The organism is Alcanivorax sp. S6407 (assembly GCF_023016115.1).
GTDB lineage: Bacteria > Pseudomonadota > Gammaproteobacteria > Pseudomonadales > Alcanivoracaceae > Alcanivorax.
On the sequence record NZ_JALKBH010000004.1, the window covers coordinates 52,746 to 76,982 of the forward strand.

The window sequence follows — 24,237 nt, forward strand, 5'->3', positions numbered from 1 at the left end:
GCCTTCGTGACGCCATACATCAACCTTTGGAACGAGAATTTTATGGCCAACTATTCTACCAGTGAATTCAAGTCTGGCTTGAAAGTCATGCTCGATGGCGATCCCTGCGCCATTATCGAGAACGAATTTGTGAAGCCGGGCAAGGGCCAGGCGTTCAACCGTGTGAAGCTGCGCAACCTGAAATCCGGCAAGGTCTGGGAACGCACCTTCAAGTCTGGCGACTCCCTGGAAGGCGCCGACGTGATGGACGTGTCCATGCAGTACCTGTACTCCGACGGTGAATTCTGGCACTTCATGGACCAGACTTCCTTCGAGCAGAAAGCTGCCGATGACGCCGCCGTGGGCGACGCCAAGCTGTGGCTGAAAGAAGAGGACGTGTGCGAGATCACCCTGTATAACGGTGAGCCGCTGTCGGTAACCCCACCCAACTTCGTGGAACTGGAAATCGTGGAAACCGATCCCGGCCTGAAGGGCGACACCGCAGGCACTGGCGGCAAGCCCGCCACCCTGTCCACCGGCGCCGTGGTGCGTGTACCGCTGTTCGTACAGACTGGCGAGATCGTCAAGGTCGACACCCGCACCGGCGATTACGTGGGCCGCATCAAAGGCTAAACGCCTGACGCCAGATGCCTGACGAGAGCACCCCGATGCATGACTGGCAGCCCACCGCCTCCCTGGAGGCCATGAAAGCGCGCGCTGAGCTGATGAGCACAGTGCGCGCTTTTTTTGCGACGCGTGATGTGCTGGAAGTGGACACCCCGCAGCTGGCACAGCATGGCGTCAGCGACCTTCATATCCAGTGCATCCCGGTACCCGGCTACGGCTATCTGCAAAGCTCCCCGGAATACCATATGAAGCGGCTTCTGGCCGCGGGCAGCGGGCCTATCTATCAAGTCTGCAAGGCGTTCCGCGATGGCGAAGCCGGGGGCCGGCACAACCCGGAATTCACCATGCTGGAGTGGTACCGGCCGGGCTTTGCGCTCAAGGATCTGGTCGGCGAATGCCTGGCCCTGTTCGCAGAGTTGTTCCCCGGCGCCAGCAGCCAGCACTATCACTTCCGCGCCCTGTTCCATCACGTCACCGGGCTGGACCCGCTCAAGGCGGACGACGAGGCACTGGTGCAATATGCCGAGCAGCACGGCGCACCCACTGGACTGGATAAAACCGCCGCTGTGGATTACCTGATGGCCACCCGGGTGGAAGCCGCCCTGCCCGCCGACCAGCTCACCGTGGTCAGCGATTTCCCCGGCTGGGCCGCCGCTCTGGCACAGACCCATGACGACCGCGATGGCGCCGTAGTAGCGCGACGCTTCGAGATCTACTATCGCGGCCTGGAGCTCGCCAACGGCTACCAGGAACTCACCGACCCGCAAGAACAACAACGCCGCTTCGAGCAGGACAACGCCCTGCGAGGACAGCACGACCTGCCCAGCATGGACGCCGACCCTTACCTGCTGGCCGCCATGAAATCCGGCCTCCCCCCCTGCAGCGGCGTGGCCATGGGCGTGGAAAGACTGCTGATGGCCAAGCAAGACACCGGCAAGATTAACGAGGTCATCGCGTTTCCTTGGGACCGGGCCTGAGTTTCGAGTTTCGAGTTTCGAGTTTCGAAAAGCATAATCCGGTTTCGATCTTCGCAACTCGAAACTCGTCCCTCGCCGCTTATCAAATAACAAAAAAGGCCGCACCCAATCACGGACGCGGCCTCTTCATTCACAGCATCAACAACCCGCTCCCGCGAGCTATTCACTGTTAACTGTTAATTGCCTTCCTCACGCCATCGCCGGAGTCGCCACCGAATTGGCGCGGCCAGCGGTTTCGGCGATCAGCTCGCCCATACGGTCCAGCAGAGAGGGCGGGAAGTCGTGGCCCATACCCGGCAGGATAGCCAGTTTGGCGCCACGAATATGCCGTGCCGATGCCTTGCCGCCGGCGGGGCGGATCAGCGGGTCGGCGCCACCGTGGATAACGGTAGCGGGGCACTCGATTTGCTTCAGCCACGGGGTCAGGGCGCCGGTGGCGACGATACCCAGGAACTGGTTACGGATCCCCAGCGGGTTGATGCCTCGAGCCCAGCATTGGCGATAAATGTCCGCCAACTCTTCGGTGCCCTGGGGCAGAGTCCCGGCCAGCTTGCCCATCATTTCCAGACCGAAAGCGACAAACTCTTCTTCCGTTTCCACCTTGGCACGCGGTGCCACCAGTGCTTTCAGGGCGGCCGGTTTTGGCGGCGGCACCAGGCGACTGTTGTTGCTGGACATGATGGAGGTGAGCGACAGCACCCGGTCAGGATGCTTGCCCGCCATCAGCTGACTGATCATGCCCCCCATGGAAGCACCGACCAGATGGGCCCGCTCGATGGCCAGGGCATCAAGCAGCCCCACGGTGTCATCCACCATGTCATGCAGGGTATAGGGTGCATCCACGGACAGGCCCACATAGCCGCGCATGATGGCGGTGAGCGGACCATGCTTGAGGCGGCGACGGATACGCGACGATTTGCCCACATCCCGGTTATCAAAGCGAATAACCCGGTAGCCACGCTCCACCAGGCTGTCGAGCAGCGGCTCTGGCCAGAACACCATCTGGGCAGACAGTCCCATGACAAACACGATGGTTTCACCGGTCTCGGGTCCACGGCTCTCGTAAAAGAGCTCAATCCCATTGCTGGATACGGTTCCTGACTGCATGACGGGCCTCTGTTGTTTTTGTCTGGTTGGGCAACATAGAAAAGCTACTCTCCTGCCACAAGGCCCGCAACGCCGATTGGCCTATTCTGCTGGCGCGATGGTAATCGCCCGCCAGAGCATATCGAACAGCACACCATGCTGATCCGCCAACTGTCCTTCGCGCCCACGCAGCAGGTGCATCTGGGAAACCCTCAGCAGCACTCCGTAAAAGAAATCCAGCAGGATCGGCGTCGCCACCCTGTCATTGAGGATCCCCTGCTCCTGCCCTTCCCGCAGGACACTGATAAACAGCCCGGATAACTGTTGCTGGGCTGGAGTGGTATCGCTGCCCCACAACCCGGGGTAGACCGAGTTGATCATCATCCGCCCCATCTCAGGGTTGCGGTCAAAGAAATCCAGCACCACCCAGAACACCTTGCTGAGCCGGTCACGAAATGTCGCGATTCCAGCAAGATGATCCAGCATCCTCTCCGCCAATTGCTCCAGACCATGATGCAGACAGGCAGACAGCAATGCCTCCTTGCTGCCTTGCTGGTCATTTCCATAGTAACGATAGAGCGTCTGCAAACTGCATCGGGCCGCTTTTGCTACCTGCTGCAGCGTCACCTGATGAAACTCGGAGTCGGCAAACACCTGCACTGCCGCTCGCTCGATGCGGTCACGAACCTCGGGGTTCTGACGTGACGACGGAAAAGAAGATGGGGCACTTGGCATCATATTAACTCCACGGTGTAACCAATATTACACCATCTTCACGCCACACAAGCACTACCGTTGACAGAATCCCTGCTTCTCAATAGTCTCGGCAAACCATAACATCACACGATGTCACATTAAGTGTAAATGAAATTACACCTTAGGAGGCGGCAATGCCTGCTCGCAAAATGAAGCTTTCCGGACGCGGCGGCCGCGTCGCGATTGTTGACGGTGTACGCACGCCATTTGCCCGGATCGCCACCCATTACCGGGATCTCAACGCCATCGACCTGGGCGCTATGGCAGTGAAGGAATTGATGTCCCGCAACAATCTGGGTCAGCAGGACATTGAGCAACTGGTCTTCGGCATGACAGTGATGATCCCCGAGGCCCCCTTCATTGCCCGGGAAATTGCTCTGGCGCTGGGGATGGACACCGTCGACGCCTATTCCATCACGCGGGCCTGTGCCACCAGTTTTCAGACCACCGCCAGCGCGGCAGACAATATCGTGGCGGGCTACACCGACATCGCCATCGCCGGCGGCACAGATTCCACCTCCTGCGCCCGGGTGCCCCTGTCTGCAGAGTTCAGCGCGGTGCTCCGTGACGTGAGTTTTGCCAAAACAGTGAAAGACCGCATCAAACTGCTGAGACAGCTTAAAGCACGCGACCTGCTTCCCCAGGCCCCTTCCATCACCGAGTACTCGGTGGGCGAGACCATGGGCGAAAGCACCGAGAAGATGGTGAAGAAATGGCAGGTGGGTCGTGACGAGCAGGACGATCTGGCCCACGCCTCACACAGCAATGCGGCCCGCGCCTGGGCGGAAGGCCGGCTGGACAAGCAGGTAATGACCGTGCAACTGCCCAATGGCCAGAACCTGAAAGATGACAACCTGGTCCGCAAACAATCAGAGCGCGCCAGCTACAGCAAGCTCAATCCGGTGTTTGACCGGGAAAGCGGCAGCGTCACCGCGGGCAACAGCAGCCCCCTCACCGATGGCGCAGGGGCACTACTGATGATGAGCGAAAAGAAAGCCGCCGCCCTGGGCTACACCCCACTCGGCTTCATTCGCTCCTACGCCTTTGCCGCGCGCACACCGCAAGAGGATTTGTTGATGGGCCCGGTACTGGCCGCTCCCATGGCCATGACCCGCGCCGGTCTGTCTCTGGATGACCTGACGCTCATCGACATGCACGAAGCCTTCGCCGGACAAGTGGCCTGCAACCTGCGCGGCCTGGCCGACGATGACTATGTCCGCAGCCAGACCGGCCTGGCAGCCCTGGGCGAGGTGGACCGCAGCAAGCTCAACGTTAACGGCGGCTCCATCGCTTACGGTCACCCGTTTGGCGCCACCGGCGCACGGGTCATCAGCCAGGCCCTTTATGAACTGCAACGTCGCGGTGGCGGCCTTGCCCTGACCACGGCCTGCGCCGCAGGCGGTATAGGCGCCGCCATGGTGCTGGAAAGCGAATAACCCGCTGACAGCCGGCATTACGTCGCTGTCACCCATCTAGAGGAACCAACGCATGTACAAGCAATTGATGAACTGGATGCGGGAAAACAAGATCCTCCCGCAGATTTCCGATACCGAACGCCAGGCGCTGGAAGCTGGCGATGTCTGGATTGATGGTCAGTTTTTTGGCGGCAACGTGGATTTCGAAAGCATCCTCGCCGAAAACTATGACCAGCTGCCCGAGCACGAACAGGCATTCATCGATGGTCCGGTGGAAGAGCTGCTCAAGATGGCAGACAGCTACGAGCTGTCCCGCACCCGCAAGCTGCCGGACGAGCTTTTCACATTCATGGCTGACAACGGCTTCTTTGCCATGCAGATCGCCAAAGAGTACGGCGGCATGCCCATGTCCACCCAGGCCAAGTCCTGCATCATGGCCCGGGTCAGCTCCCACTCCGGCCTGCTTAGCGCCATGGTGGTCATCCCCAACTCCCTGGGCGCCGCCGAACTGCTGGGCCATTACGGCACGGATCAGCAGAAAAGCTATTACCTGCCCAAGCTGGCCAAGGGCGAATTCATCCCCTGCTTCGGCCTGACCGAACCCACCGCCGGGTCCGATGCTGCCTCCCTGAAAGCAGAAGGGGTGGTATTCAGGGATGACGATGGCGAGGTGAAGTTCAAACTGAACTTCCGCAAGCGCTACATCACCCTGGCTCCGGTGGCCAATCTGATTTCCCTGGCAGTACGCCTGCAGGATCCGGACAACCTGCTGGGCAAAGGGCAAGAACCCGGTATCACTGTGGTCCTGATCGAGAAAGGTGCCAAGGGCACTGAAGGTCTGCACATTGGCGATCACCATCAACCCATCGGCGAACACTTTCCCAATGGCCCCATCGTCGGCCGCGACGTGATCGTACCAGCGGGCAATGTGCTGGGCGGTGTGGAATACACCGGCATGGGCTGGAAGATGCTCATGGAAGCGCTGGCAGGGGGCCGCATGGTGTCACTGCCCGCCACCGGCGTTTGTGGCGTACGCCACGGCGCCATGATCGCCGGCGCCTACTCCATGGTGCGACAGCAGTTCGGCATTCCGGTCGGCCGCATGGAAGGGGTCGAGCACAAGATTGGCAAGGCTGCAGGCATGACCTACGCCTTCGATGCCGCCCGAGTATTCGGCTGCTCCGCCGTGGACAACGGCATCCAGCCTCCGGTGATGTCCGCCGTCATGAAAGCCTACTCCACAGAGATGGGCCGGGAGATCGGCACCGATGCCATGGATGTGACTGCTGGCTACGGCGTCATGCAGGGCCCCAATAACACCATGGGCCGCCTGTATAATTCCGCCCCCGTGAGCGTCACGGTGGAAGGGGCCAACATCATGACCCGCACCCTGATGATCTTTGGCCAGGGCGCCACCCGCTGTCACCCCTACGCTTACAAGGTTGTCCAGGCGGTGGAAAACGACGACACCACCAGCTTCCGCAACAACCTCAATGGCTGGATGATCCAGTTCCTGCTCGGCGTTGTGATGACTATCGTGCGCGGCGTTACCCGTGGCTTCTTTACCGTAAAAGTACCCAACGTGGCACCCCAGACCAAAAGCATCTATCGCCGTCTCGGTTGGGCGGCCACCCGCTTTGGCCTGCTCACCAATCTGGCCATGTTCTTCCTGGGCAGCAAGCTGAAGGCGCGCGGCAACCTCACCGGCCGCTATGCCGATGCAGTCGCCTGGTTGTACATCACCACTTCCGCCCTGCGCCGTTATGAGGCGGAAGGCCGCAAAGCCGAAGATCTGGCGCTGGTGCAATACGCCGGGGAATACGGCCTCACCCAGATCCAGCAAGCCTTCGAAGGCATCTACGAAAACTTTGATGGTCCGGTGGGTGTGCTCCTGAAAACCCTTGGCCGCATCGGTCTGGGACTTAACCCGCTGGCCAAACTGCCCAACGACCAGCTGAGCCACAAGGCGGCTCTGGCCCTGCAAAGTTACGGGGATCAGTACAAGCGCCTGGTTGGCGGCAACTACATGCCTGAAGAGAGTGACCAGGGGCTGGGCCGCCTGCTCAAGGCCTTCCGCCTGACCACTGAAGCCGAGCCGGTACGCAACAAGATCCGCGCCGCACAGAAGGCGCGCAAGCTCGGCCGCGGCAAGGTGGAAGAGCTGGCCGCTGACGCAGCGAAGCAGGGCGTCATCAGCGAGGCGGAACTGGCCCTGCTCAATGAGGCGACGGCCGCCTGCCTGCAAGCCATCGAAGTCGACGTTTTCACCAAGGATGAGTACTACGGTGCAGGCGGGATCCCCGCCATGAGCGCCACTGGTGATGGCGGTGCGAAGCCCGCTTCAGACCCCCCCCTGGCCAAGGCTGCCGGGGAATAGCAACAACCGGGCAGGCGGCGCACCTGTGCCCCTGCCCTTCCTGCCCCAGCTCTCATTCTCCCCTCCTGAACTGAGCGATGACGGTCTGGCCCGATCATCCCTGCCATTCAACGATTCGTACAGTTAGGGTTAGGCTCAACCTGATCGAATCAGAACAACACAACGGACTACACATGAGCATCCAGGCCACTCTGATCAAGGCAGTTACCCGCCGGACCATCAAGCGCTACGGTCTCGACGAAGAACAGCTGGTGCGCCATCTGCGCAAGGTCTTCAACAATTCTCCCTCCCTGACCCTGATGCCTTTTGGCGTCAAACTGAACAAGGTCAACCAGCCCGGCTTCGAGGGAGATCGTCTCAGTGTCAGCGACCCGCAGATGACGGTGCTCTATATCCATGGCGGCGCCTACATTGGCGGGGTCACCAAGACCTATCACAACATGGCGGCGCGGCTGGCCAAGCAGCTGAAAGGCGAGGTTTACCTGGCCACCTACCCGTTCGCTCCGGAGCACCCGTTCCCGGCGGCCACCGATCGGGTGATGGAGGCCTACGAGTACCTGCTGGGGCTGGGCAAGGCCCCTGAGGATATCGTCATCGCTGGCGACTCCGCCGGCGGCGGCCTGACCCTGGCGACCCTGCTACGCATTCGCGACCAGGGGCTACCGCAGCCGCGTTGTGCTGTGACCTTTTCTCCGGGCAGCAACTGCTTTCCCGAAGACAGCATTCTGGATGCACTGGACCCCAGCGACGCCATGCTTTCCGCGGATATCATCCGCACCGTGATCGATATCTATGTGCCGGATCCGGCACAGCGCAGCAACCCCTACGCCTCTCCCTGTCTGGGGGACTACAGCGGTATCTGCCCACTGATGATCACGGTCAGCACCGACGAAGTGCTCTACTCCGATGCCAAGCGCGTCCGGGATGCGGCACAGAAAAGCGGGGTGGAAGTGGAATGGCTGGAGCGGGGCGGCTTGTTCCATGTCTGGCCGGTAATGACGCCCCTGCTGCCGGAAGCGCGTCAGGACCTGAAAAAGGTCAGCGCCTTTATCCGCCGTCACGGCTGACTACTTAAAAATCGGCAAAAGGGTAAACACCACAGACAGAATCGGTCATTGCAGGCATTTCGGGGGCAGCGTCTACTGACACAAAAGCGCGCCCCGGAATGCGCACCAATGACAAAAGGAGGCGGCGATGACCGAATGGCCTCGCATCAAGCCCACGGATTACTGTAACGAAGATCTGCCACAGCTGGTCCAGCCCTGGTGGCAAACCCTGCCGCGTTACTTTCATGCCCTGCCCGATCACTTTCTGGCGGATAACGATACCCGCTGGCGGATCGACTACACCGCCACCCTGGATACCGTAGCCCGCACCGGGCTGGCCTGTATGGCAGGGGCGGCGGCATTGCCCGCCAGCCTCAATGTTCGTGAACAGAAAGAAGAGCGGCAACGGGTACGCTTTTATGAATCGTTTCTGGACGCAGGCGATCCCCATGCGTTCTTCACACCGCCCGAACAGCAACCCGCCATCCGCTATGCGCCGGTATCCGGCTACCATTTCCAGCCGGAAGATGGACAGGCCAGCACGCTCAGTTTCCAGTCACCTTTCGAGCCGAAAAATCCGGCTCTGCGTGAGCGCTATCTGGCCCACACCCGCAATCGCACGGCCTGGGCCCAGTACTGGAGACATGATGGCAAACCCCGCCCGACCCTGATCATGATCCACGGTTTCGTGGCCGATCCCTACTGGCTGAACACCCGCTGGCTGGCCCTGCCCTGGTTCTACAAGCAGGGCTTCGATGTGCTGCTCTATACCCTGCCCTTCCATGGCCGACGCAAGGGCCCGCTGGCACCGTTCAGTGGTGCCCAGTTCTTCAGCCAGGGCATGGCCATGCTTAACGAAACCTTTGCCCATGCCATCCATGACCTGCGCATCTTCATGAGCCACCTGCGCGACGGCGGCACCCCTGCCATGGGCGCCACCGGTATCTCTCTGGGTGGCTACACCACCGGCCTGCTGTCTTCTCTGGAAAAGGATCTGGCCTTTGCCATCCCTAATGTGCCGCTGGTCACGATCATGGATCTGATGAAAAGCTGGTTCCCGGTGAACCTGCAATTCCCGCTGTTTCACAAGGTCTACGACACGGATCTGGCCGGACTGCGCAAGCTCACCGCCCTGCATTCGCCACTCACCTGGCCCTGCCAGGTACCCAAATCGGGACGCATGATCATCGGTGGCGCCGGCGACCGCTTCGCGCCGCCCAAGCACACCGACCTGCTGCGCCAGCACTGGGATGACTGCCACGTGCACTGGTTCCCCGGCAACCACATGCTGCACCTGGATCAGGGCTGTTATCTCAGAACCATGCGGGATTTCATGCGCGATGCGCTGGAAGAGAAGTCGGTGAAATTGAGCGCGTAGGGAATCGGGAACGAGTTGCGAGTTGCGAGTTGCGAGTTGCGAAGATCAAAACCTGGGCATGCTCAACTCGCCAGTTTTTTTGCCTTTCGAAACTCGCTTCTCGCCACTCGCTTGCGAGGCGCTTTTAACTCCGCGCTGCCGCCCGGGTCGACATGCATCCCACAGCGGCTTCGTCGCAGGGCGAATCAGCCTTCCTGCTTGTCGGTCTTGAACAGGGCGGCGGTGCCGGCGCCGCAGGAGACCACGGTTTTCATCATGCTTTCCACGCCGATTTCCGGGTGCAGTTCCACCAGGCTTTCTTCCACGTGATAAATAAAACCACTGGTGGGGTTCGGACCCGTGGGAACGAACACGGTAACGTGACCGTCCGCATGGCGGGACGTCACCAGAGCGGTCACTGAAACATCCACCTGCCTACCATACAACCACACCCGCGCCACCTCACCACGACTGAACGGGCTGTCGCTGCTGTTGCCCATCAGCTGGGCGATCACTTCGCGCACCGTCACATAACCGGGCAGCCGGCTCATGACATTTTCTTCCCACTGCTGCCACAGCCAGCTGCCCAGCCGGGTGGCCACCAGGGTCCCGACCAGAAAACACAGCACCAGCACTGCCAGAAACGCCAGCCAGTCCGCCACGAACTTGGGTAGCCCGAAGGCACTGATGAACACCGAGGTGAACGGCGCAATCATCTCCGTCACCGTCTGATAGATCCAGCGGAAGAAGAACACGATGATGGAAATCGGCAGCAGGATGGTCAGGCCACCCAGCAGGGACTTGCGGATAAAGAACCAGACACGTCGATTGGCGGTCATGGAAAGCATATTCCTCTGTTCACAGGGTGGAAATTGTCTCGGCAATCTCCGCCGGCAATGGCGGAGATGGGCTCACGCCCATTTCCGCCCTACGTTTAGGTTTCGGCGTACCAGATACGGTTGATGAAAAGACAACGCTCGCCCACCGGGGTTCGCACTTCCACTTCGTCATCCACCTGCTTCTTGAGCAAGGCCCGTGCCAGTGGCGCATCAATACTGATATAGCCCCTGGCAGAATCGGTTTCGTCCGGCCCCACCAGGCGATAGGTTTCCAGCTCGCCAGCCTCGTTTTCCAGTTCCACCCAGGCACCAAAAAACACCTTGCTCTGATCTTCCGGCAAGCGGTCCACCACGGTCATGTCGTCCAGCCGCTTGCTGAGAAAGCGCACCCGCCGATCTATCTCGCGCAGCTGCTTTTTCCCGTAGATGTATTCAGCGTTCTCGGAGCGGTCGCCCTGGGCTGCGGCCTCCTGCACAGCCTGGGTAACCTCGGGGCGCTTGACCTTCCACAGGTACTGCAGCTCATCGTTGAGGGTCTTGTAGCCCTCCGCAGTAATGTATTTGGAGGCGGGTTTGCCCTTTGGTCGCCAACGGCCCATGCCCTACACCTCGACTCTCACACTTCGGCTCTCACACTTCGAAGATCCGGTCCAGCTCACGCAGGCCCTTGAACTCCAGCACATTGCCGGTGGGATCCTGGACAAAGAAGGTACCCTGCTCGGCCGGCTGGCCCACAAACCGCTCGCGGGGCTTGAGCAGGAACGGCCAGTCGTGCTCGTAGATACGCTCCACCAGGGTTTCCCAGGTGGCAAAGTCCAGCACCACGCCAAAGTGCGGCATGGGCACCGGATGACCATCCACATCGCTGTAGCCCTGGATCGGGTTCAGATCTTCACCCTTGTGCAGGGACAACTGATGGCCATGCAGATCAATATCAATCCAGTTGGGCGCATCCCGCCCGCGCCGGCCACCAATCACCCGACAGTAAAAATCTGCCGCTTCTTCAAGGTCATTTACCAGAAAGGCCAAATGAAAGGCCGGCTGTTTTTCCATTATCCACTGCTCTTGCTAAACTCACGCGAACCAGCTTGATGCCATTACCCAGCAAGAGTAGCACTGACGGCGTGACAATCCTGGACAGTCGCGAGTAACGAGTAACGAGTTGCGAAAACCTTGCCTTGGCTTCTGTCCGGTTTGCTTTTCGAAACTCGAAACTCGTCACTCGAGACTGAATCACCCCGCCGTCAGCTGTACTCCTGCAAAAAGAGCCGGCATCAGGCGCACCCATGTTACTAGAGGACTCCACCCAATGTCTGTGTCTCGTGCTCCCTGGCCTGCCACCCGCATGCGTCGCATGCGCCGTGATGATTTTTCCCGCCGCCTGATGCGCGAAAACACCCTGACGGTGGACGACCTGATCTATCCGGTCTTCGTACTGGAGGGCAGCAACCAAACCGAGACGGTGCCCTCCATGCCCGGCGTGGAACGCATGAGTATCGATCTGCTGGTCAAGGAAGCCGAGGAACTGGCAAAGCTCGGCGTGCCGGCCATGGCCCTGTTCCCGGTTACCCCGTCCGATGTCAAAACCCTGGACGGGCGCGAAGCCTGGAACCCGGAAGGGCTGGCCCAGCGTGCGGTACGCGCCATCAAGGCGGCGGTACCGGAAATGGGCATCATCACCGACGGCGCCCTGGACCCGTTCACCACCCACGGTCAGGACGGCATCATTGATGACAACGGTTATGTGCTCAATGACGTGACCGTGGATGCCCTGGTCAAACAGGCCCTGTCCCAGGCCGAAGCCGGCGCCGACGTGATCGCCCCCTCAGACATGATGGATGGCCGCATCGGCGAGATTCGCAATGCTCTGGAAGCCCACGGCCACATCCACACCCGCATCATGGCTTACTCGGCCAAGTACGCCAGCGCCTACTACGGCCCGTTCCGCGATGCCGTGGGCTCCGCCGGCAACCTGGGCAAGGCAGACAAGACCACTTACCAGATGGACCCGGCCAACTCCGACGAAGCCCTGCATGAGATTGCCCTGGATCTGGCCGAAGGGGCCGACATGGTGATGGTGAAACCGGGCATGCCTTACCTGGATGTGGTGCGCCGGGTGAAAGACGAATTCAAGGTACCGGTGTATGCCTACCAGGTCAGTGGCGAGTACGCCATGCACATGGCCGCCTTTCAGAACGGCTGGTTGGACCAGGACAAGGTGATGATGGAATCCCTGCTCGCCTTCAAACGTGCCGGGGCCGATGGCATCCTCACTTACTTTGCCAAGGCTGCCGCCCTCAAGCTGAAGGGCTGATCCCTGCAAAACTTGCAGCCCCTGGCCCGGCTCCATATATAATGCATACACACCATATATGGAGTCCGCCAATGTCATCGCGCAATCCCCCTGCTGCACTCACTCCGGAAAAGGTGGGCCTGCAATGTGCGGCGCTGCACTCGCGGGTACTGTCACGGCTAGTGACGCGTCTCTACAACCAGCACCTCAACGACAGTGGCTTACGCGTCACCCAATTCTCCGTGCTCAATGCCATCAAGGCCCGCCCCCCTGAGTCTATTTTCCAGCTGGCAGAGCTGCTGGGCATGGAGCGCACCTCCTTGCAACGCACCGTGGACAAGCTAATCGAAAAAGGTCTGGTGGCATCCGAACCCACCGGCAACAAGCGCGCCCTGGGCCTGTCTCTCACCCCCGCGGGGGAGGCCTGCTATCAGCAGGCGCTGGCAGGCTGGCAAGCTGCGCAACAGCAGTTCGAATCGCTGGTGGGCAAGAAGAGCTGGCAACAGATCTCTTCAGAACTGCGCCGCTTCAGCCACCAGGTCAAGCAGGAACTCTGATCTGCCCGGCATCCGGCGTGGGCACGGACAACACGCCCTCGCGGGCAAACCCGGCCACCCATTCAAGCACCTCCTTGTCCGCCAACACCCGGCGATGCCCCTTGCCCACGGTCTGATGCAGCGTGGCCGCAGGAACCGACCGGTACAAACGCAGTGAATCCGTGAACGGCACTTCCCGGTCATCTGTATCATGCACCAACAACAGCCTGGCATCGATCCGCTCGCCACGGCGGGCGATATCCAGGGCGTCGTAGCTGATCCCTACCCGGGCCGCCATCTTGTCCTGTAACTGTTGTCTGGCCCGCTTACCCAGCTTCAACATGCTCGCCATCCTGCCGACCACCCCGCGAAAATCCGTGGGCGGTGCGATCAGGACTGCCCGGGAAATATCTTCTCGTTCCGACAGCACATAGGCCGCCGCCGCCGCCCCCATGGAATGGCCGATCAACACCTCCACCGGCTCGCCAATCACATCCAGCGCCCGGCGCAGGGTGGCGATGAACTCGCCCACATGGCTGGCGCCATCGGCTTCACTGCCGTGCCCCGGCATCTGCAGGGCGTAAAAAGAAAAGTCGTCTCTGCCCAGCGCCTTCATCATGGTCTCGAACTGCGTCCAGTGCCCTGACCAGCCATGGACCAGCAACACCCGTTGCGGACCACCTGACCAGATGTTCAGGCGGGCACGCTCCCCTACCGGTACCTGACGGTCAGGCGCGAAGCCGGCTCGTCCCCGCCAGGCCTGCGGCAGGCGAGGGCCTGTCATCAGCTGTAATGCCAGATCACTGGCCCGCCCGGGCAGTATGCGGCTGAACAGCGCCATCAGTATCTGAAAGAGTCGCATCATTCCCTCCTTTGATGTATATGCACTTTAATTTGCAGAATTGCCCGACGTCGCCGGGGTCACCTCCAGTTAAGTGTATTTACACTTAACTGGCAAAAGCAACCCCTCCCACGCCATACCCCTTCCCTGTCGGCCCAAGGAGGACTAGCCTGAAAAAAGGTTCATCGCGGGTTTGCGGGAATCTGCTGCTCCATCGCTTTACTCCGCCCTGAGTGAGATTGATGCCATGGGGGCAGCTTGCGGAACGAAGGGTGGTTTTGATCCTGGGTTTTGTTCGCCCCTCCAGTGGGGCTGCTAAAACAAGAACAGCAGCTCTCAGGAATTCGCGCTCAGAGACCTCTGTGGCCTCTGTGGTAATTCCGCGTTTGATTTTTGCGTGTTACGTGATGCATGAAGCGTGTTGCAGCCGCAGAGCGGCCAAAAAAACACCCGTCAGGGCTACCCCCTGTCATTACCGTGTCATATAAATGTCATCGAATAGGGAGCTCGTCACACCCTCGGTCAGGAAGGCCCCAATGAACGATATCGCCAGCGAACATAGCGCCATTGATCTCAACCACCCGGACTATTATTTCAACCGGGAATTGAGCCTGCTGCAGTTCAACCTGCGGGTGCTGGAACAGGCCATGGACGAGAATCATCCGCTGATGGAGCGGCTGAACTTTCTGCTGATCTTTTCCAGCAACATGGATGAGTTCTTCGAAATTCGCGTGGCCGGCCTGCGCAACAAGCTGGAAACCGGCACCGGCCAGCCCGGCCCGGACGGCATGCTGCCGGATGAACTGCTCAAGGAAATCAGCCGCATCACCCATGAAGCGGTAGACCGACAGTACCACATTCTCAACAACATCCTGCTGCCTGCCCTGCGCGAAGAAGGGGTGGATTTTCTCCGCCGGGAAGACTGGACCGAAGCCCAGTCAGAATGGGTGAAAAAATATTTCCGAGAACAGGTCTACCCGGTACTGACGCCGATTGCACTGGATCCTTCCCATCCGTTCCCGCGGCTGGTGAACAAGAGCCTGAACTTTATCGTGCCGCTGGATGGCAAGGATGCCTTTGGCCGCTCCACCGGTCTGGCCATTGTGCCCGCACCGCGCTCCCTGCCCCGCCTGATCCGTATTCCCGATGAAATCAGCGGCGATGGCGATGACAACTTCGTGTTCCTGTCGTCCATGATTCATGCCCATGTGTCCGACCTGTTCCCGGGCATGAAAGCTACCGGCTGTTACCAGTTCCGGGTGACCCGCAACGCCGATCTGGAAGTGGACGAAGAAGCGGAAGATCTGGCCCTGGCCCTGAAAGGCCAGTTGCTGTCTCGCCGTTACGGTGACGAAGTGCGCCTGGAAGTGGCCGACAACTGTCCGCGTCACCTGATGCACTACCTGCTGGAACAGTTCGAGCTGGGCGAAGACGACCTTTACGAAGTGAACGGGCCGGTGAACCTGGCGCGCATGTTCACCAGCGTGAACCGCCCCCGCCTGCACTACCCGCCGTTCACCCCGAAAGTGCATCCCACAGTAAAGAAATCCGAATCGATCTTTGATGCCATCGATCAGGAAGACCTGCTGCTGCACCACCCATTCCAGTCTTTCCAGCCGGTGATCAACCTGCTGGCGGAGGCGGCGCGGGATCCCAAGGTGCTGGCCATCAAGCAGACCCTGTATCGCACCGGCACCAAGTCAGAAATTCTCGATCATCTGGAAACCGCAGCACGAAACGGCAAGGAAGTGACCGCCATTGTGGAACTGCGCGCTCGCTTCGATGAAGAATCCAACATCGAGGGAGCTCGTCGCCTGCAGGAAGCCGGCGCCATCGTGGTGTACGGGGTGGTGGGCTACAAGACCCACGCCAAGATGCTGCTGGTGGTGCGCCGTGATGGTGAAGGCATCAAACGTTATGTGCACCTGGGCACCGGTAACTACCACACCAAGACCACCAAGCTGTACACCGACTACGGCCTGATGACTGCGGACAAGGCTATCGGTCAGGATGTGCACAAGATCTTTCAGGAACTCACCGGAATGGGCAAGGCGGCGCGGCTGAAGCAGCTGAAGCATTCGCCGTTTACCCTGCATCCGTCACTGATCGAGTGGATCGAATTTGAAACCGCCGAAGCGCAGGCTGGACGTGCGGCGCGCATCATTGCCAAATTCAATTCCCTTACCGAGGAAAAGATCATTCAGGCGCTCTACCGGGCCAGCCAGGCCGGGGTGGAGATTGATCTGATCGTGCGCGGTATCTGTTGCCTGAAACCCGGCATCCCCGGGGTATCAGAGACCATCCGGGTACGCTCCATTGTCGGCCGCTTCCTTGAGCACACGCGCATCTATCACTTCCATCACGGTGGCGAGGATCTACTGTACTGCTCCAGTGCCGACTGGATGGATCGTAACCTGTTCAACCGGGTGGAAACCTGCTTCCCGATCAATGATCCGGCCCTCAAGGCGCAGATGCTGGAAGAAGGCCTGCACTACTATCTGCGCGACAACAGCCGCGCCTGGCTGCTGCAGACCGACGGCAGCTACAGCCGCGCCGAACCGGCGGAAGGGGAAGAGGTGTTCATTGCCCAGCAGTGTCTGCTGGATACGTTGGGGTAGTGGCGGTAACGCCTGACGCCTGACGCCTGACGCCTGACGCCTGACGCCTGACGCCTGACGCCTGACGCCTGACGCCTGACGCCTGACGCCTGACGCCTGACGCCTGACGCCTGACGCCTGACGCCTGACGCCTGACGCAAAAAGGCCCGCCCGGTTAACCGGGCGGGCCTTTTTGCGTCGGTACAACCCTCGTTATACCCCGCCGTAGGAGCGAGCCTGCTCGCGATCCGAGCCTAAGCGAGGTAAGGATTCCAGAAGCGAATTTCGAAGATCAAAAACCAATCCCGGTTCCTCGCAACAGGTTTTGCGTTTCGAAAATCGCTTCTCAAAACCAGGAACGCATTCCTCGCTTAGGCTCGGATCGCCTGCAGGCAAGTTATTCGCTTCGCTCACCCCTTCGGGGCCGCACTCCGTGCGTTACTCCGCTGCGCTACGTTCCTACAGCGGCTTCGTAGAAATTGTGATCTGATCTGGCAGGCGCTCAGCTCAACGTCAGTTCACATCCCGCCGCCTGAAAATACTCCTGTTCCTGCTCCAGATCCGCCAGGGTCAGGGGGTGCTCATCCAGCCAGCCTGACGGGAAGGTGAGAGTGAGGGTATTGCCTTTCACTTTCAGCTTCATGGCCGGGATCAGTTCATCGCAGCGGGCATGATGCAGGCGCGCGGCAATGCGCAGCACCAGGCATAAACGCAACAACGGTTCGCGTTCATCCGCGGGCAACTCCTCCAGAGCGGAAACGGGGATCTTGCGCCGATGGCCTCGCACCAGTACCGCTACCACCTCCTGTTCCTGCCGGGAAAAGCCGGGCAGGTCCGAGTTGGTAATCAGGTAGGCGCCATGCTTGTGAAACTGGCTGTGGGACACGGCCAGACCCAGCTCGTGCAGCAGGGCACCCCAGCGCAAGGTGTCGGCCATTTCTTCATCATTGAGCTGCCAGTCGCCGGCTACCTGCCGAAACAGTTCCGTGGCCGTTTCGCAGACCCGCTCGGCCTGACTTCGCTCAACATGGTGGCGATTCATCAGTGACTGGATACTGCGCTCGCGCACATCTTCATGGCTGAAGCGCCCGAGCAGGTCGTACAACAGCCCCTCCCTCAGGGCACCAGACGACACTTCCATCTGCTCGATTCCCAATTGCTCGAAGATGCCGTAAAGAATGGCCAGCCCGGACGGGAAAATCGCCTTGCGGTCTTCCCGCAATCCTTTCAGATCCAGTTTCTCGATACTGCCCGCCTTGAGTACCCGCTTGCGGGCCTTCTTCAGCCCGTCCAGGGTAATGCCGCTGTCACACCAGCCGTTTTCCACGCACACCAGGCTGATAGCCTTGATGGTGCCGGAAGCGCCGACACTCTGCTGCCAGCCAATACGGCGGTAATTGGCATGAATCGACAGCACTTCCTGGCGCGCCGCTGTGACCGCCTTGTCGAACGCCTTCTCAGTGATATTGCCCTCGCCAAAAAAGCGGCGGCCGAAACTGACACAGCCCATGTGCAGGGATTCGGTTTCCGAGGACTCAAAGCGCTCACCAATGATCAGTTCGGTGGAACCGCCACCGATATCCACCACCAGCCGCTGACCCGCATCATCGGCCAGGGTATGGGCCACGCCCAGATAGATTAGACGGGCTTCCTCGCGACCGGCCACGATCTCGATGTCGTGGCCGAGCACTTCCTCCGCACGGTCAATGAACTGGCGGGCATTGCGCGCCTGACGCAGGGTATTGGTCCCTACCACCCGCACGCTGCCGCGGGGTATCCCGGCAATGCGCTGGGCAAATCGCCCCAGACATTCCAGCGCCCGTGCCTGGGTGTCATCGTCGATGCGGTTGTCCTTGTCGAGACCGGCGCCCAGCTGCACCTTCTCGGACAGCCCGTCCATGAGCTGGATTTCGCCGTGTACCTGCCGCGCCACGACCATGTGAAAACTGTTGGACCCCAGATCAATGGCGGCCAGATGTTCGCCGTGCTCCATGCATACTCCTGTCTGCGAATTGGCCGATAGTAGCCTGAAATCATGGCGTTAGGATGTCAGCGCCGGTATTTCAACGTGCTTTACTGTGCCGCCAGCGGACCGCGATAGGCAAATACAGTAACGATAATTCATTCCCTCGCTTGAAAATGAGTGCCCGCAACCTGATATTATTGCCCAGTGAGCTGGCCCTTGCGGTCAGCCAATCCCCTTTATATCAGGAGAATTCGATGAGCGGCGAGATTATCAATGTGACCGACGCGGACTTTGAAGCCCAGGTCATCAATGCAGACGGCCCGGTGCTGGTAGATTACTGGGCACCCTGGTGTGGCCCCTGCAAAATGGTCGCGCCGATCCTGGAGCAGCTGGCTGGTGAGTACGAAGGCCGCCTGACCATCGCCAAGATCAACATCGACGACAACCCGGAAACCCCGAAGAAGTACGGTGTTCGTGGCATCCCCACCCTGAGCGTGTTCAAGAACGGTAACGTGGAAGCGACCAAAGTTGGCGCCCTGTCCAAGAGCCAGCTGAGCGCCTTCCTCGACAGCACCCTGTAATCCCCTGAAACACCCTGTAACGCCCCGGTCTACCGGCCGGGGCATTACTTCTCCGGTCCTATAGACAGCCCCTGCCCAGAGTGGTAGATTCCAGAACAGCTTTAAGGAACCTCCTTACAAGCACCCCCTTTTAGTTAGTCCTTCGGAACCTCTGGTTACCTTATTTTCCTGTGGCCCCCTTTTAGGCTTGCCGGGCCAGATTCCGAAAAAACCGGATTATCAAAACAACTGTAGCACCGCAGGCGGTGCATCCTCTCAATTCATTCAAACCAAAACATACGCCAATGAATCTTTCTGAACTGAAGCAGAAGCCGATTGGAGAACTTCTGGACATTGCCAAGGAACTCGGCCTCGAGAACCTGGCAAGAACCCGCAAGCAGGACGTCATCTTTTCCATTCTCAAACGCGCCGCCAAAAATGGCTCCGACATCTACGGCGACGGCGTACTGGAGATCCTGCAGGACGGCTTCGGCTTCCTTCGTTCCGCCGAAGGTTCCTACCTGGCAGGCCCGGACGATATCTATGTCTCCCCGAGCCAGATCCGTCGCTTCAACCTGCGTACCGGTGACACCATCGCCGGCAAGATCCGGCCCCCGAAGGATGGCGAGCGCTACTTCGCCATGCTCAAGGTCAACGAGATCAACTTCGACAAGCCGGAAAACGCCAAGAACAAGATCCTTTTTGAAAACCTGACGCCCCTTTTCCCCACCGAGCGCCTGGTCATGGAGATCGGTAACGGCTCCACCGAAGACATCACCACCCGGGTGATTGATCTGGTGGCCCCGATCGGCAAAGGACAACGCGGCCTGATCGTGGCCCCGCCGAAAGCCGGTAAGACCATGCTCCTGCAGAACATCGCCCAATCCATCGCCCGCAACAATCCCGAAACCCACATGATCGTGCTGCTCATCGATGAGCGTCCGGAAGAAGTGACCGAGATGTCACGGACCGTGCGCGGTGAAGTGGTGGCGTCCACCTTCGACGAGCCGCCGGCCCGTCACGTTCAGGTGGCCGAGATGGTGATCGAGAAAGCCAAGCGCCTGGTAGAGCACAAACAGGACGTGGTGATCCTGCTGGATTCCATCACCCGTCTGGCGCGCGCCTACAACACCGTACAGCCCAGCTCCGGCAAGGTACTCACCGGTGGTGTGGACGCCCACGCCCTGGAAAAGCCCAAGCGCTTCTTCGGTGCCGCACGGAACATCGAGGAAGGCGGCAGCCTGACCATCCTCGCCACCGCTCTGGTCGACACCGGCTCCAAGATGGACGAAGTGATCTACGAGGAATTCAAGGGCACCGGCAACATGGAGCTGCATCTGGACCGCAAGGTGGCAGAGAAGCGAGTGTTCCCGGCCATGAATATCAAGAAGTCCGGTACCCGTCGCGAAGAGCGTCTGGTGAGCGAGGACGAACTGCAGAAGATGTGGATCCTGCGCAAGGTCCTGCACCCCATGGACGAAATCGCCGCCATGGAATTCCTCATCGACCGCATGAAGCAGACCAAGACAAACCTGGAATTCTTCGATTCCATGAAGCGGAAGTAAGCGACGCTTCACGCAACATGCATCATGCAACACGCAAAACCCCGCTCCGGCGGGGTTTTGTGGTTTTAACGCCCGACGCCCGGCGCCAATAATCACACCCCTTTCATTCTCTCAGCCTCAAGCTTCTCGCGGCTTTTGTTTTGTTTTTATGCGTCTTGCGTCGAGCATCAGGCGTCCTGCGTCCTTCCTGCTATACTCGCCGCACAACCTTCCGGTTACTGAACAACAAGGAACACCATGAAATACCGCGACCTGCGAGACTTCATTTCCCAGCTGGAACAGATGGGTGAACTCAAGCGCATCACCGTGCCGGTGGACCCGAAACTGGAGATGACCGAGATCTGTGACCGCACCCTGCGGGCAGGCGGGCCGGCGCTGTTGTTCGAAAACCCGGTGGGGTTCGGTACGCCGGTGTTGGGCAATCTGTTCGGCACCGAGCGGCGGGTGGCACTGGGCATGGGCCGTGATTCGCTGGAAGAACTGCGCGAGCTGGGCGAGCTGCTGGCCTTTCTGAAAGAACCGGAGCCTCCCAAAGGCTTCCGCGACGCCTGGGAAAAGCTGCCGGTGTTCCGCAAGGTCCTGAGCATGTCGCCGAAGGTATCAGGTAGCGGCCCCTGCCAGGAAAAAGTCCTGGAAGGTGACGACGTCGATCTTTACAAACTGCCGATCCAGACCTGCTGGCCGGGCGATGCCGGCCCGCTGGTGACCTGGCCGCTGGTGATTACCCGCGGCCCCCACAAGGAACGTCAGAATCTGGGCATCTACCGCCAGCAGCTGATCGGCCGCAACAAGCTGATCATGCGCTGGTTGAGCCACCGTGGCGGCGCGCTGGATTTCCAGGAATGGCAGCAGGCGCATCCCGGCGAGCCCTTCCCGGTATCGGTTGCCCTGGGCGCCGACCCGGCCACCATTCTCGGTGCCGTCACCCCGGTGCCGGATACCCTCAGCGAGTATGCCTTTGCCGGCCTGCTGCGCGGCTCGAAGACCGAGCTGGTGAAATGCATCGGTAACGACCTGCAGGTGCCCGCCAGCGCCGAGTTCGTCCTTGAAGGTCATATCTACCCGGATGAAATGGCCGACGAAGGGCCGTTCGGCGACCACACCGGTTACTACAACGAAGTGGAACGCTTCCCGGTGTTCACCGTGGAGCGCATCACCCACCGGCGCGACCCGATCTATCACAGCACCTACACCGGCCGCCCGCCGGACGAGCCTGCGGTACTGGGCGTGGCCATGAACGAAATCTTCGTGCCGATCCTGCGCAAGCAGTTCCCGGAAATCGTGGACTTCTACCTGCCCCCGGAAGGCTGCTCCTACCGCATGGCGGTGGTGACCATGAAGAAGCAGTACCCCGGCCATGCCAAGCGCGTGATGATGGGCGTGTGGTCGTTTCTGCGCCAGTTCATGTACACCAAGTTCGTGATCGTCTGCGACGACGACGTGAACGCACGCGACTGGAAAGACGTGATGTGGGCCATCACCACCCGCATGGACCCGGCCCGCGACACCGTGATGGTGGAAAACACCCCCATCGATTATCTCGACTTCGCCTCCCCGGTGGCCGGCCTGGGCTCCAAGATGGGCCTGGACGCCACCAGCAAACTCCCCGGCGAAACCACCCGCGAATGGGGCCGCGCCATCAGCATGGACAAGGCGGTGAAAGAGCGGGTGGATGAGATGTGGGCCAGTCTGGGCATCGACAGTGAACAGTGAACAGTGAACAGTGAACAGTGAACAGTGAACAGTGAACAGTGAACAGTGAAGGCTGCGCGAGCAGCATACCCTGTCAAGTTTTTCCTGGTTTTTAAACGTGTGAGGCGGCGCCCAAATTCACGTCGCGGGAACTTTCATCGCAATGACAACGGCGCGCTATCGCGCCGCTGTTAACTGTTCACTATTCACTGTTCACTATCAATCGCCTTTTTAGTACCATGGTGCCAAACAAGAACAAGGAACCCTCATGGCACTTCTGAACTCCATCGACCGGCGCGGTTTTCTGAAGGCGCTGGGTAGTGCGGGCGCGGTTGGTGCACTGGCCCCGGGGCAACTGCTGGCCGAGTCGGGAGAGACCGCTGCGGCGTGGCAGAACTGGTCTGGCAATCAGAAGGCCAACCCGAATCAGCTGCTGTTTCCCCGCCAGGAAAGTGAACTTCGCCAGGCCATTGTCGATAGTGTCGGCACCCTGCGCGCCTTTGGGGGCAGCCATTCCTTCAGTGGCGTGGTACCCACCGATGACACCCTGATTTCCCTGGAAGCCATGGCCGGGCTGCGCCAGCAGCAAGGTGAGCTGTTCACCTGGGGGGGCGGCACCCGGCTGGCCATGGCCAGCGCCCAGGCCCATGGCCAGGGCTTCAGTTTTCTCAATGAGCCGGACATCAACCTGCAGTCCCTGGCAGGCGCCATTGCCACCAGCACCCACGGTACCGGCACAAAGCTCACCAGCCTGTCCGGACAGGTGGAAGCGCTCACACTGATGCTCCCTGACGGCGAATCCCTGAAGCTGGACCGCAACGATGGCGATCGCTTCCTGGCCGCCTGCTGCAGTGTGGGCGCTCTGGGGATTGTCACCGACATCACCTTCCGCCATCAGCCCGCCTATCGACTCAAGGAGCACACCTGGACCCTGCCATTACGGGAGGCCATGGATTTTGTGGAGAAGGAAAAGGACAACTTCCGCCACATCGAATTCTTCGCCTTTCCGCTGGGCGAGCAGGCTATCGTCAAAACCATGGAAATCACTGACGATCCCCATGACAGTGCCCCCAGAGCGGACGACAACGATCTGCTGGAAACCATCTGCAAGATCGCCATGCATGCCGGCTGGCTGACTCCCTCACTGCAGAAGCTGGTGACCCTGTTTGTGGAAGACAGCACCTTCACCGCTCCATCCCATGTCGTCTACGGCAATCGCCGCACGGTGCGCTTCAACGAAATGGAATATACCGTGCCCGCCGATGACGGCATGGCTTGCCTGGAAGAGATCTGCGAGACCCTGCGCAAGGAAGACATCAATGTGTTCTTCCCCATCGAGTTTCGCTATGTCGGCCGCGATGACCGGCTGCTGTCCATGTTCCATGAACGGGACGGCGCCAGTCTCTCCATCCACCAGTATTTCGCTCAGGATCATGAACCGGTCTTCAAGCCGGTGGAGCCCATACTGCGTAAATATCGGGGTCGCCCACACTGGGGCAAACTGCATAATCTGGGCCGTCAGGAACTGGCGGAACTTTACCCCGCCTTTGACCGTTTCCAGGCGGTTCGCCGGGAGCTGGACCCGCAGGGCAGGATGCTCAATCCGCATTTGATGCAGTTATTTGCGTAAGGGAAAGGCAGTTGGCAGTTGATAGTGGACAGTTGACAGCTGCGCGAACAATGCCGTCTTGATCTTATAGTGAAGAGGACGCGCCCAACGCGTGGGCG

At 59.9% G+C, this 24,237-nt stretch carries 20 protein-coding genes; 13 read left to right on the top strand and 7 right to left on the bottom strand.

The window, feature by feature from the left end:
• Nucleotides 1-42 precede the first annotated feature (42 nt).
• Nucleotides 43-612 carry an elongation factor P gene (efp, locus tag MWU49_RS10135; RefSeq protein ID WP_246971537.1) on the top strand — a complete coding sequence of 190 codons (570 nt, stop codon included), beginning with the start codon at nucleotides 43-45 and terminating at the stop codon, nucleotides 610-612.
• A gap of 14 nt (nucleotides 613-626) precedes the next feature.
• The gene (epmA, locus tag MWU49_RS10140; RefSeq protein ID WP_246971539.1) at nucleotides 627-1,583 is read left to right on the top strand and encodes an EF-P lysine aminoacylase EpmA; all 957 of its coding nucleotides are present in this window, start codon (nucleotides 627-629) and stop codon (nucleotides 1,581-1,583) included.
• Nucleotides 1,584-1,772: 189 nt separating this feature from the next.
• On the opposite strand, the gene MWU49_RS10145 is transcribed toward epmA, so the two are convergent.
• Complete coding sequence (locus MWU49_RS10145) at nucleotides 1,773-2,690, bottom strand: alpha/beta hydrolase (RefSeq protein ID WP_246971541.1); 918 nt, start codon at nucleotides 2,688-2,690, stop codon at nucleotides 1,773-1,775.
• Nucleotides 2,691-2,771: 81 nt separating this feature from the next.
• Nucleotides 2,772-3,407, bottom strand: coding sequence for a TetR/AcrR family transcriptional regulator (locus MWU49_RS10150; RefSeq protein WP_246971543.1), 636 nt, complete (start codon nucleotides 3,405-3,407; stop codon nucleotides 2,772-2,774).
• A 152-nt stretch (nucleotides 3,408-3,559) separates the two neighbouring features.
• Here MWU49_RS10150 and fadI point away from each other — a divergent pair, with 152 nt between their 5' ends.
• The 4 genes from fadI to MWU49_RS10170 all read left to right on the top strand — a co-directional run bounded on the left by fadI (nucleotide 3,560) and on the right by MWU49_RS10170 (nucleotide 9,641).
• On the top strand, nucleotides 3,560-4,861 hold the full coding sequence (gene fadI / locus MWU49_RS10155) for an acetyl-CoA C-acyltransferase FadI (protein ID WP_246971545.1): 1,302 nt from the start codon (nucleotides 3,560-3,562) through the stop codon (nucleotides 4,859-4,861).
• Nucleotides 4,862-4,913: 52 nt separating this feature from the next.
• Nucleotides 4,914-7,217, top strand: a complete 2,304-nt coding sequence (locus MWU49_RS10160) for an acyl-CoA dehydrogenase (protein WP_246971547.1) — start codon at nucleotides 4,914-4,916, stop codon at nucleotides 7,215-7,217.
• Nucleotides 7,218-7,390: 173 nt separating this feature from the next.
• Complete coding sequence (locus MWU49_RS10165) at nucleotides 7,391-8,284, top strand: alpha/beta hydrolase (protein ID WP_246971550.1); 894 nt, start codon at nucleotides 7,391-7,393, stop codon at nucleotides 8,282-8,284.
• 127 nt (nucleotides 8,285-8,411) lie between these two features.
• The gene (locus tag MWU49_RS10170; RefSeq protein ID WP_246971552.1) at nucleotides 8,412-9,641 is read left to right on the top strand and encodes an alpha/beta hydrolase; all 1,230 of its coding nucleotides are present in this window, start codon (nucleotides 8,412-8,414) and stop codon (nucleotides 9,639-9,641) included.
• A 185-nt stretch (nucleotides 9,642-9,826) separates the two neighbouring features.
• Here MWU49_RS10170 and MWU49_RS10175 read toward each other — a convergent pair whose 3' ends face one another.
• The 3 genes from MWU49_RS10175 to MWU49_RS10185 form a co-directional block, all read right to left on the bottom strand.
• A complete protein-coding gene (locus MWU49_RS10175) occupies nucleotides 9,827-10,459 on the bottom strand; it encodes a DUF502 domain-containing protein (RefSeq protein WP_246971555.1) in 633 nt (210 codons plus the stop codon).
• Nucleotides 10,460-10,554: 95 nt separating this feature from the next.
• Entirely contained in the window at nucleotides 10,555-11,058 is a 504-nt protein-coding gene (gene greB / locus MWU49_RS10180) for a transcription elongation factor GreB (protein ID WP_246971557.1), read from the bottom strand.
• 31 nt (nucleotides 11,059-11,089) lie between these two features.
• Complete coding sequence (locus MWU49_RS10185) at nucleotides 11,090-11,512, bottom strand: VOC family protein (protein ID WP_246971560.1); 423 nt, start codon at nucleotides 11,510-11,512, stop codon at nucleotides 11,090-11,092.
• 256 nt (nucleotides 11,513-11,768) lie between these two features.
• Between MWU49_RS10185 and hemB the strand changes: the two genes are divergently transcribed.
• Together hemB and MWU49_RS10195 are read left to right on the top strand one after the other, a co-directional pair.
• Entirely contained in the window at nucleotides 11,769-12,773 is a 1,005-nt protein-coding gene (gene hemB / locus MWU49_RS10190) for a porphobilinogen synthase (protein WP_246971562.1), read from the top strand.
• Nucleotides 12,774-12,844: 71 nt separating this feature from the next.
• The gene (locus MWU49_RS10195; protein ID WP_246971564.1) at nucleotides 12,845-13,309 is read left to right on the top strand and encodes a MarR family winged helix-turn-helix transcriptional regulator; all 465 of its coding nucleotides are present in this window, start codon (nucleotides 12,845-12,847) and stop codon (nucleotides 13,307-13,309) included.
• Here the strand turns inward: MWU49_RS10195 and MWU49_RS10200 are convergent.
• Nucleotides 13,293-14,153 carry an alpha/beta fold hydrolase gene (locus MWU49_RS10200; protein ID WP_246971567.1) on the bottom strand — a complete coding sequence of 287 codons (861 nt, stop codon included), beginning with the start codon at nucleotides 14,151-14,153 and terminating at the stop codon, nucleotides 13,293-13,295. The two genes, MWU49_RS10195 and MWU49_RS10200, sit on opposite strands and share 17 nt — an antisense overlap.
• Before the next feature lie 512 nt (nucleotides 14,154-14,665).
• Between MWU49_RS10200 and ppk1 the strand changes: the two genes are divergently transcribed.
• Entirely contained in the window at nucleotides 14,666-16,747 is a 2,082-nt protein-coding gene (ppk1, locus tag MWU49_RS10205; RefSeq protein WP_246971569.1) for a polyphosphate kinase 1, read from the top strand.
• A 481-nt stretch (nucleotides 16,748-17,228) separates the two neighbouring features.
• On the opposite strand, the gene ppx is transcribed toward ppk1, so the two are convergent.
• The gene (ppx, locus tag MWU49_RS10210) at nucleotides 17,229-18,719 is read right to left on the bottom strand and encodes an exopolyphosphatase (RefSeq protein ID WP_246971571.1); all 1,491 of its coding nucleotides are present in this window, start codon (nucleotides 18,717-18,719) and stop codon (nucleotides 17,229-17,231) included.
• Between the two features lie 227 nt (nucleotides 18,720-18,946).
• Here ppx and trxA point away from each other — a divergent pair, with 227 nt between their 5' ends.
• The 4 genes from trxA (at nucleotide 18,947) to MWU49_RS10230 (ending at nucleotide 24,139) form a co-directional block, all read left to right on the top strand.
• Nucleotides 18,947-19,273 (top strand): thioredoxin TrxA, encoded by a 327-nt coding sequence (gene trxA, locus MWU49_RS10215; protein ID WP_035232078.1) that lies wholly within the window; start codon nucleotides 18,947-18,949, stop codon nucleotides 19,271-19,273.
• Between the two features lie 284 nt (nucleotides 19,274-19,557).
• Nucleotides 19,558-20,817 carry a transcription termination factor Rho gene (rho, locus tag MWU49_RS10220; protein ID WP_246971573.1) on the top strand — a complete coding sequence of 420 codons (1,260 nt, stop codon included), beginning with the start codon at nucleotides 19,558-19,560 and terminating at the stop codon, nucleotides 20,815-20,817.
• Nucleotides 20,818-21,054: 237 nt separating this feature from the next.
• Nucleotides 21,055-22,530: a 4-hydroxy-3-polyprenylbenzoate decarboxylase gene (gene ubiD / locus MWU49_RS10225; protein WP_246971575.1), complete on the top strand. Its 1,476-nt coding sequence runs from the start codon at nucleotides 21,055-21,057 to the stop codon at nucleotides 22,528-22,530.
• A 247-nt stretch (nucleotides 22,531-22,777) separates the two neighbouring features.
• Nucleotides 22,778-24,139, top strand: a complete 1,362-nt coding sequence (locus tag MWU49_RS10230) for a D-arabinono-1,4-lactone oxidase (RefSeq protein WP_246971578.1) — start codon at nucleotides 22,778-22,780, stop codon at nucleotides 24,137-24,139.
• Nucleotides 24,140-24,237: the final 98 nt, after the last annotated feature.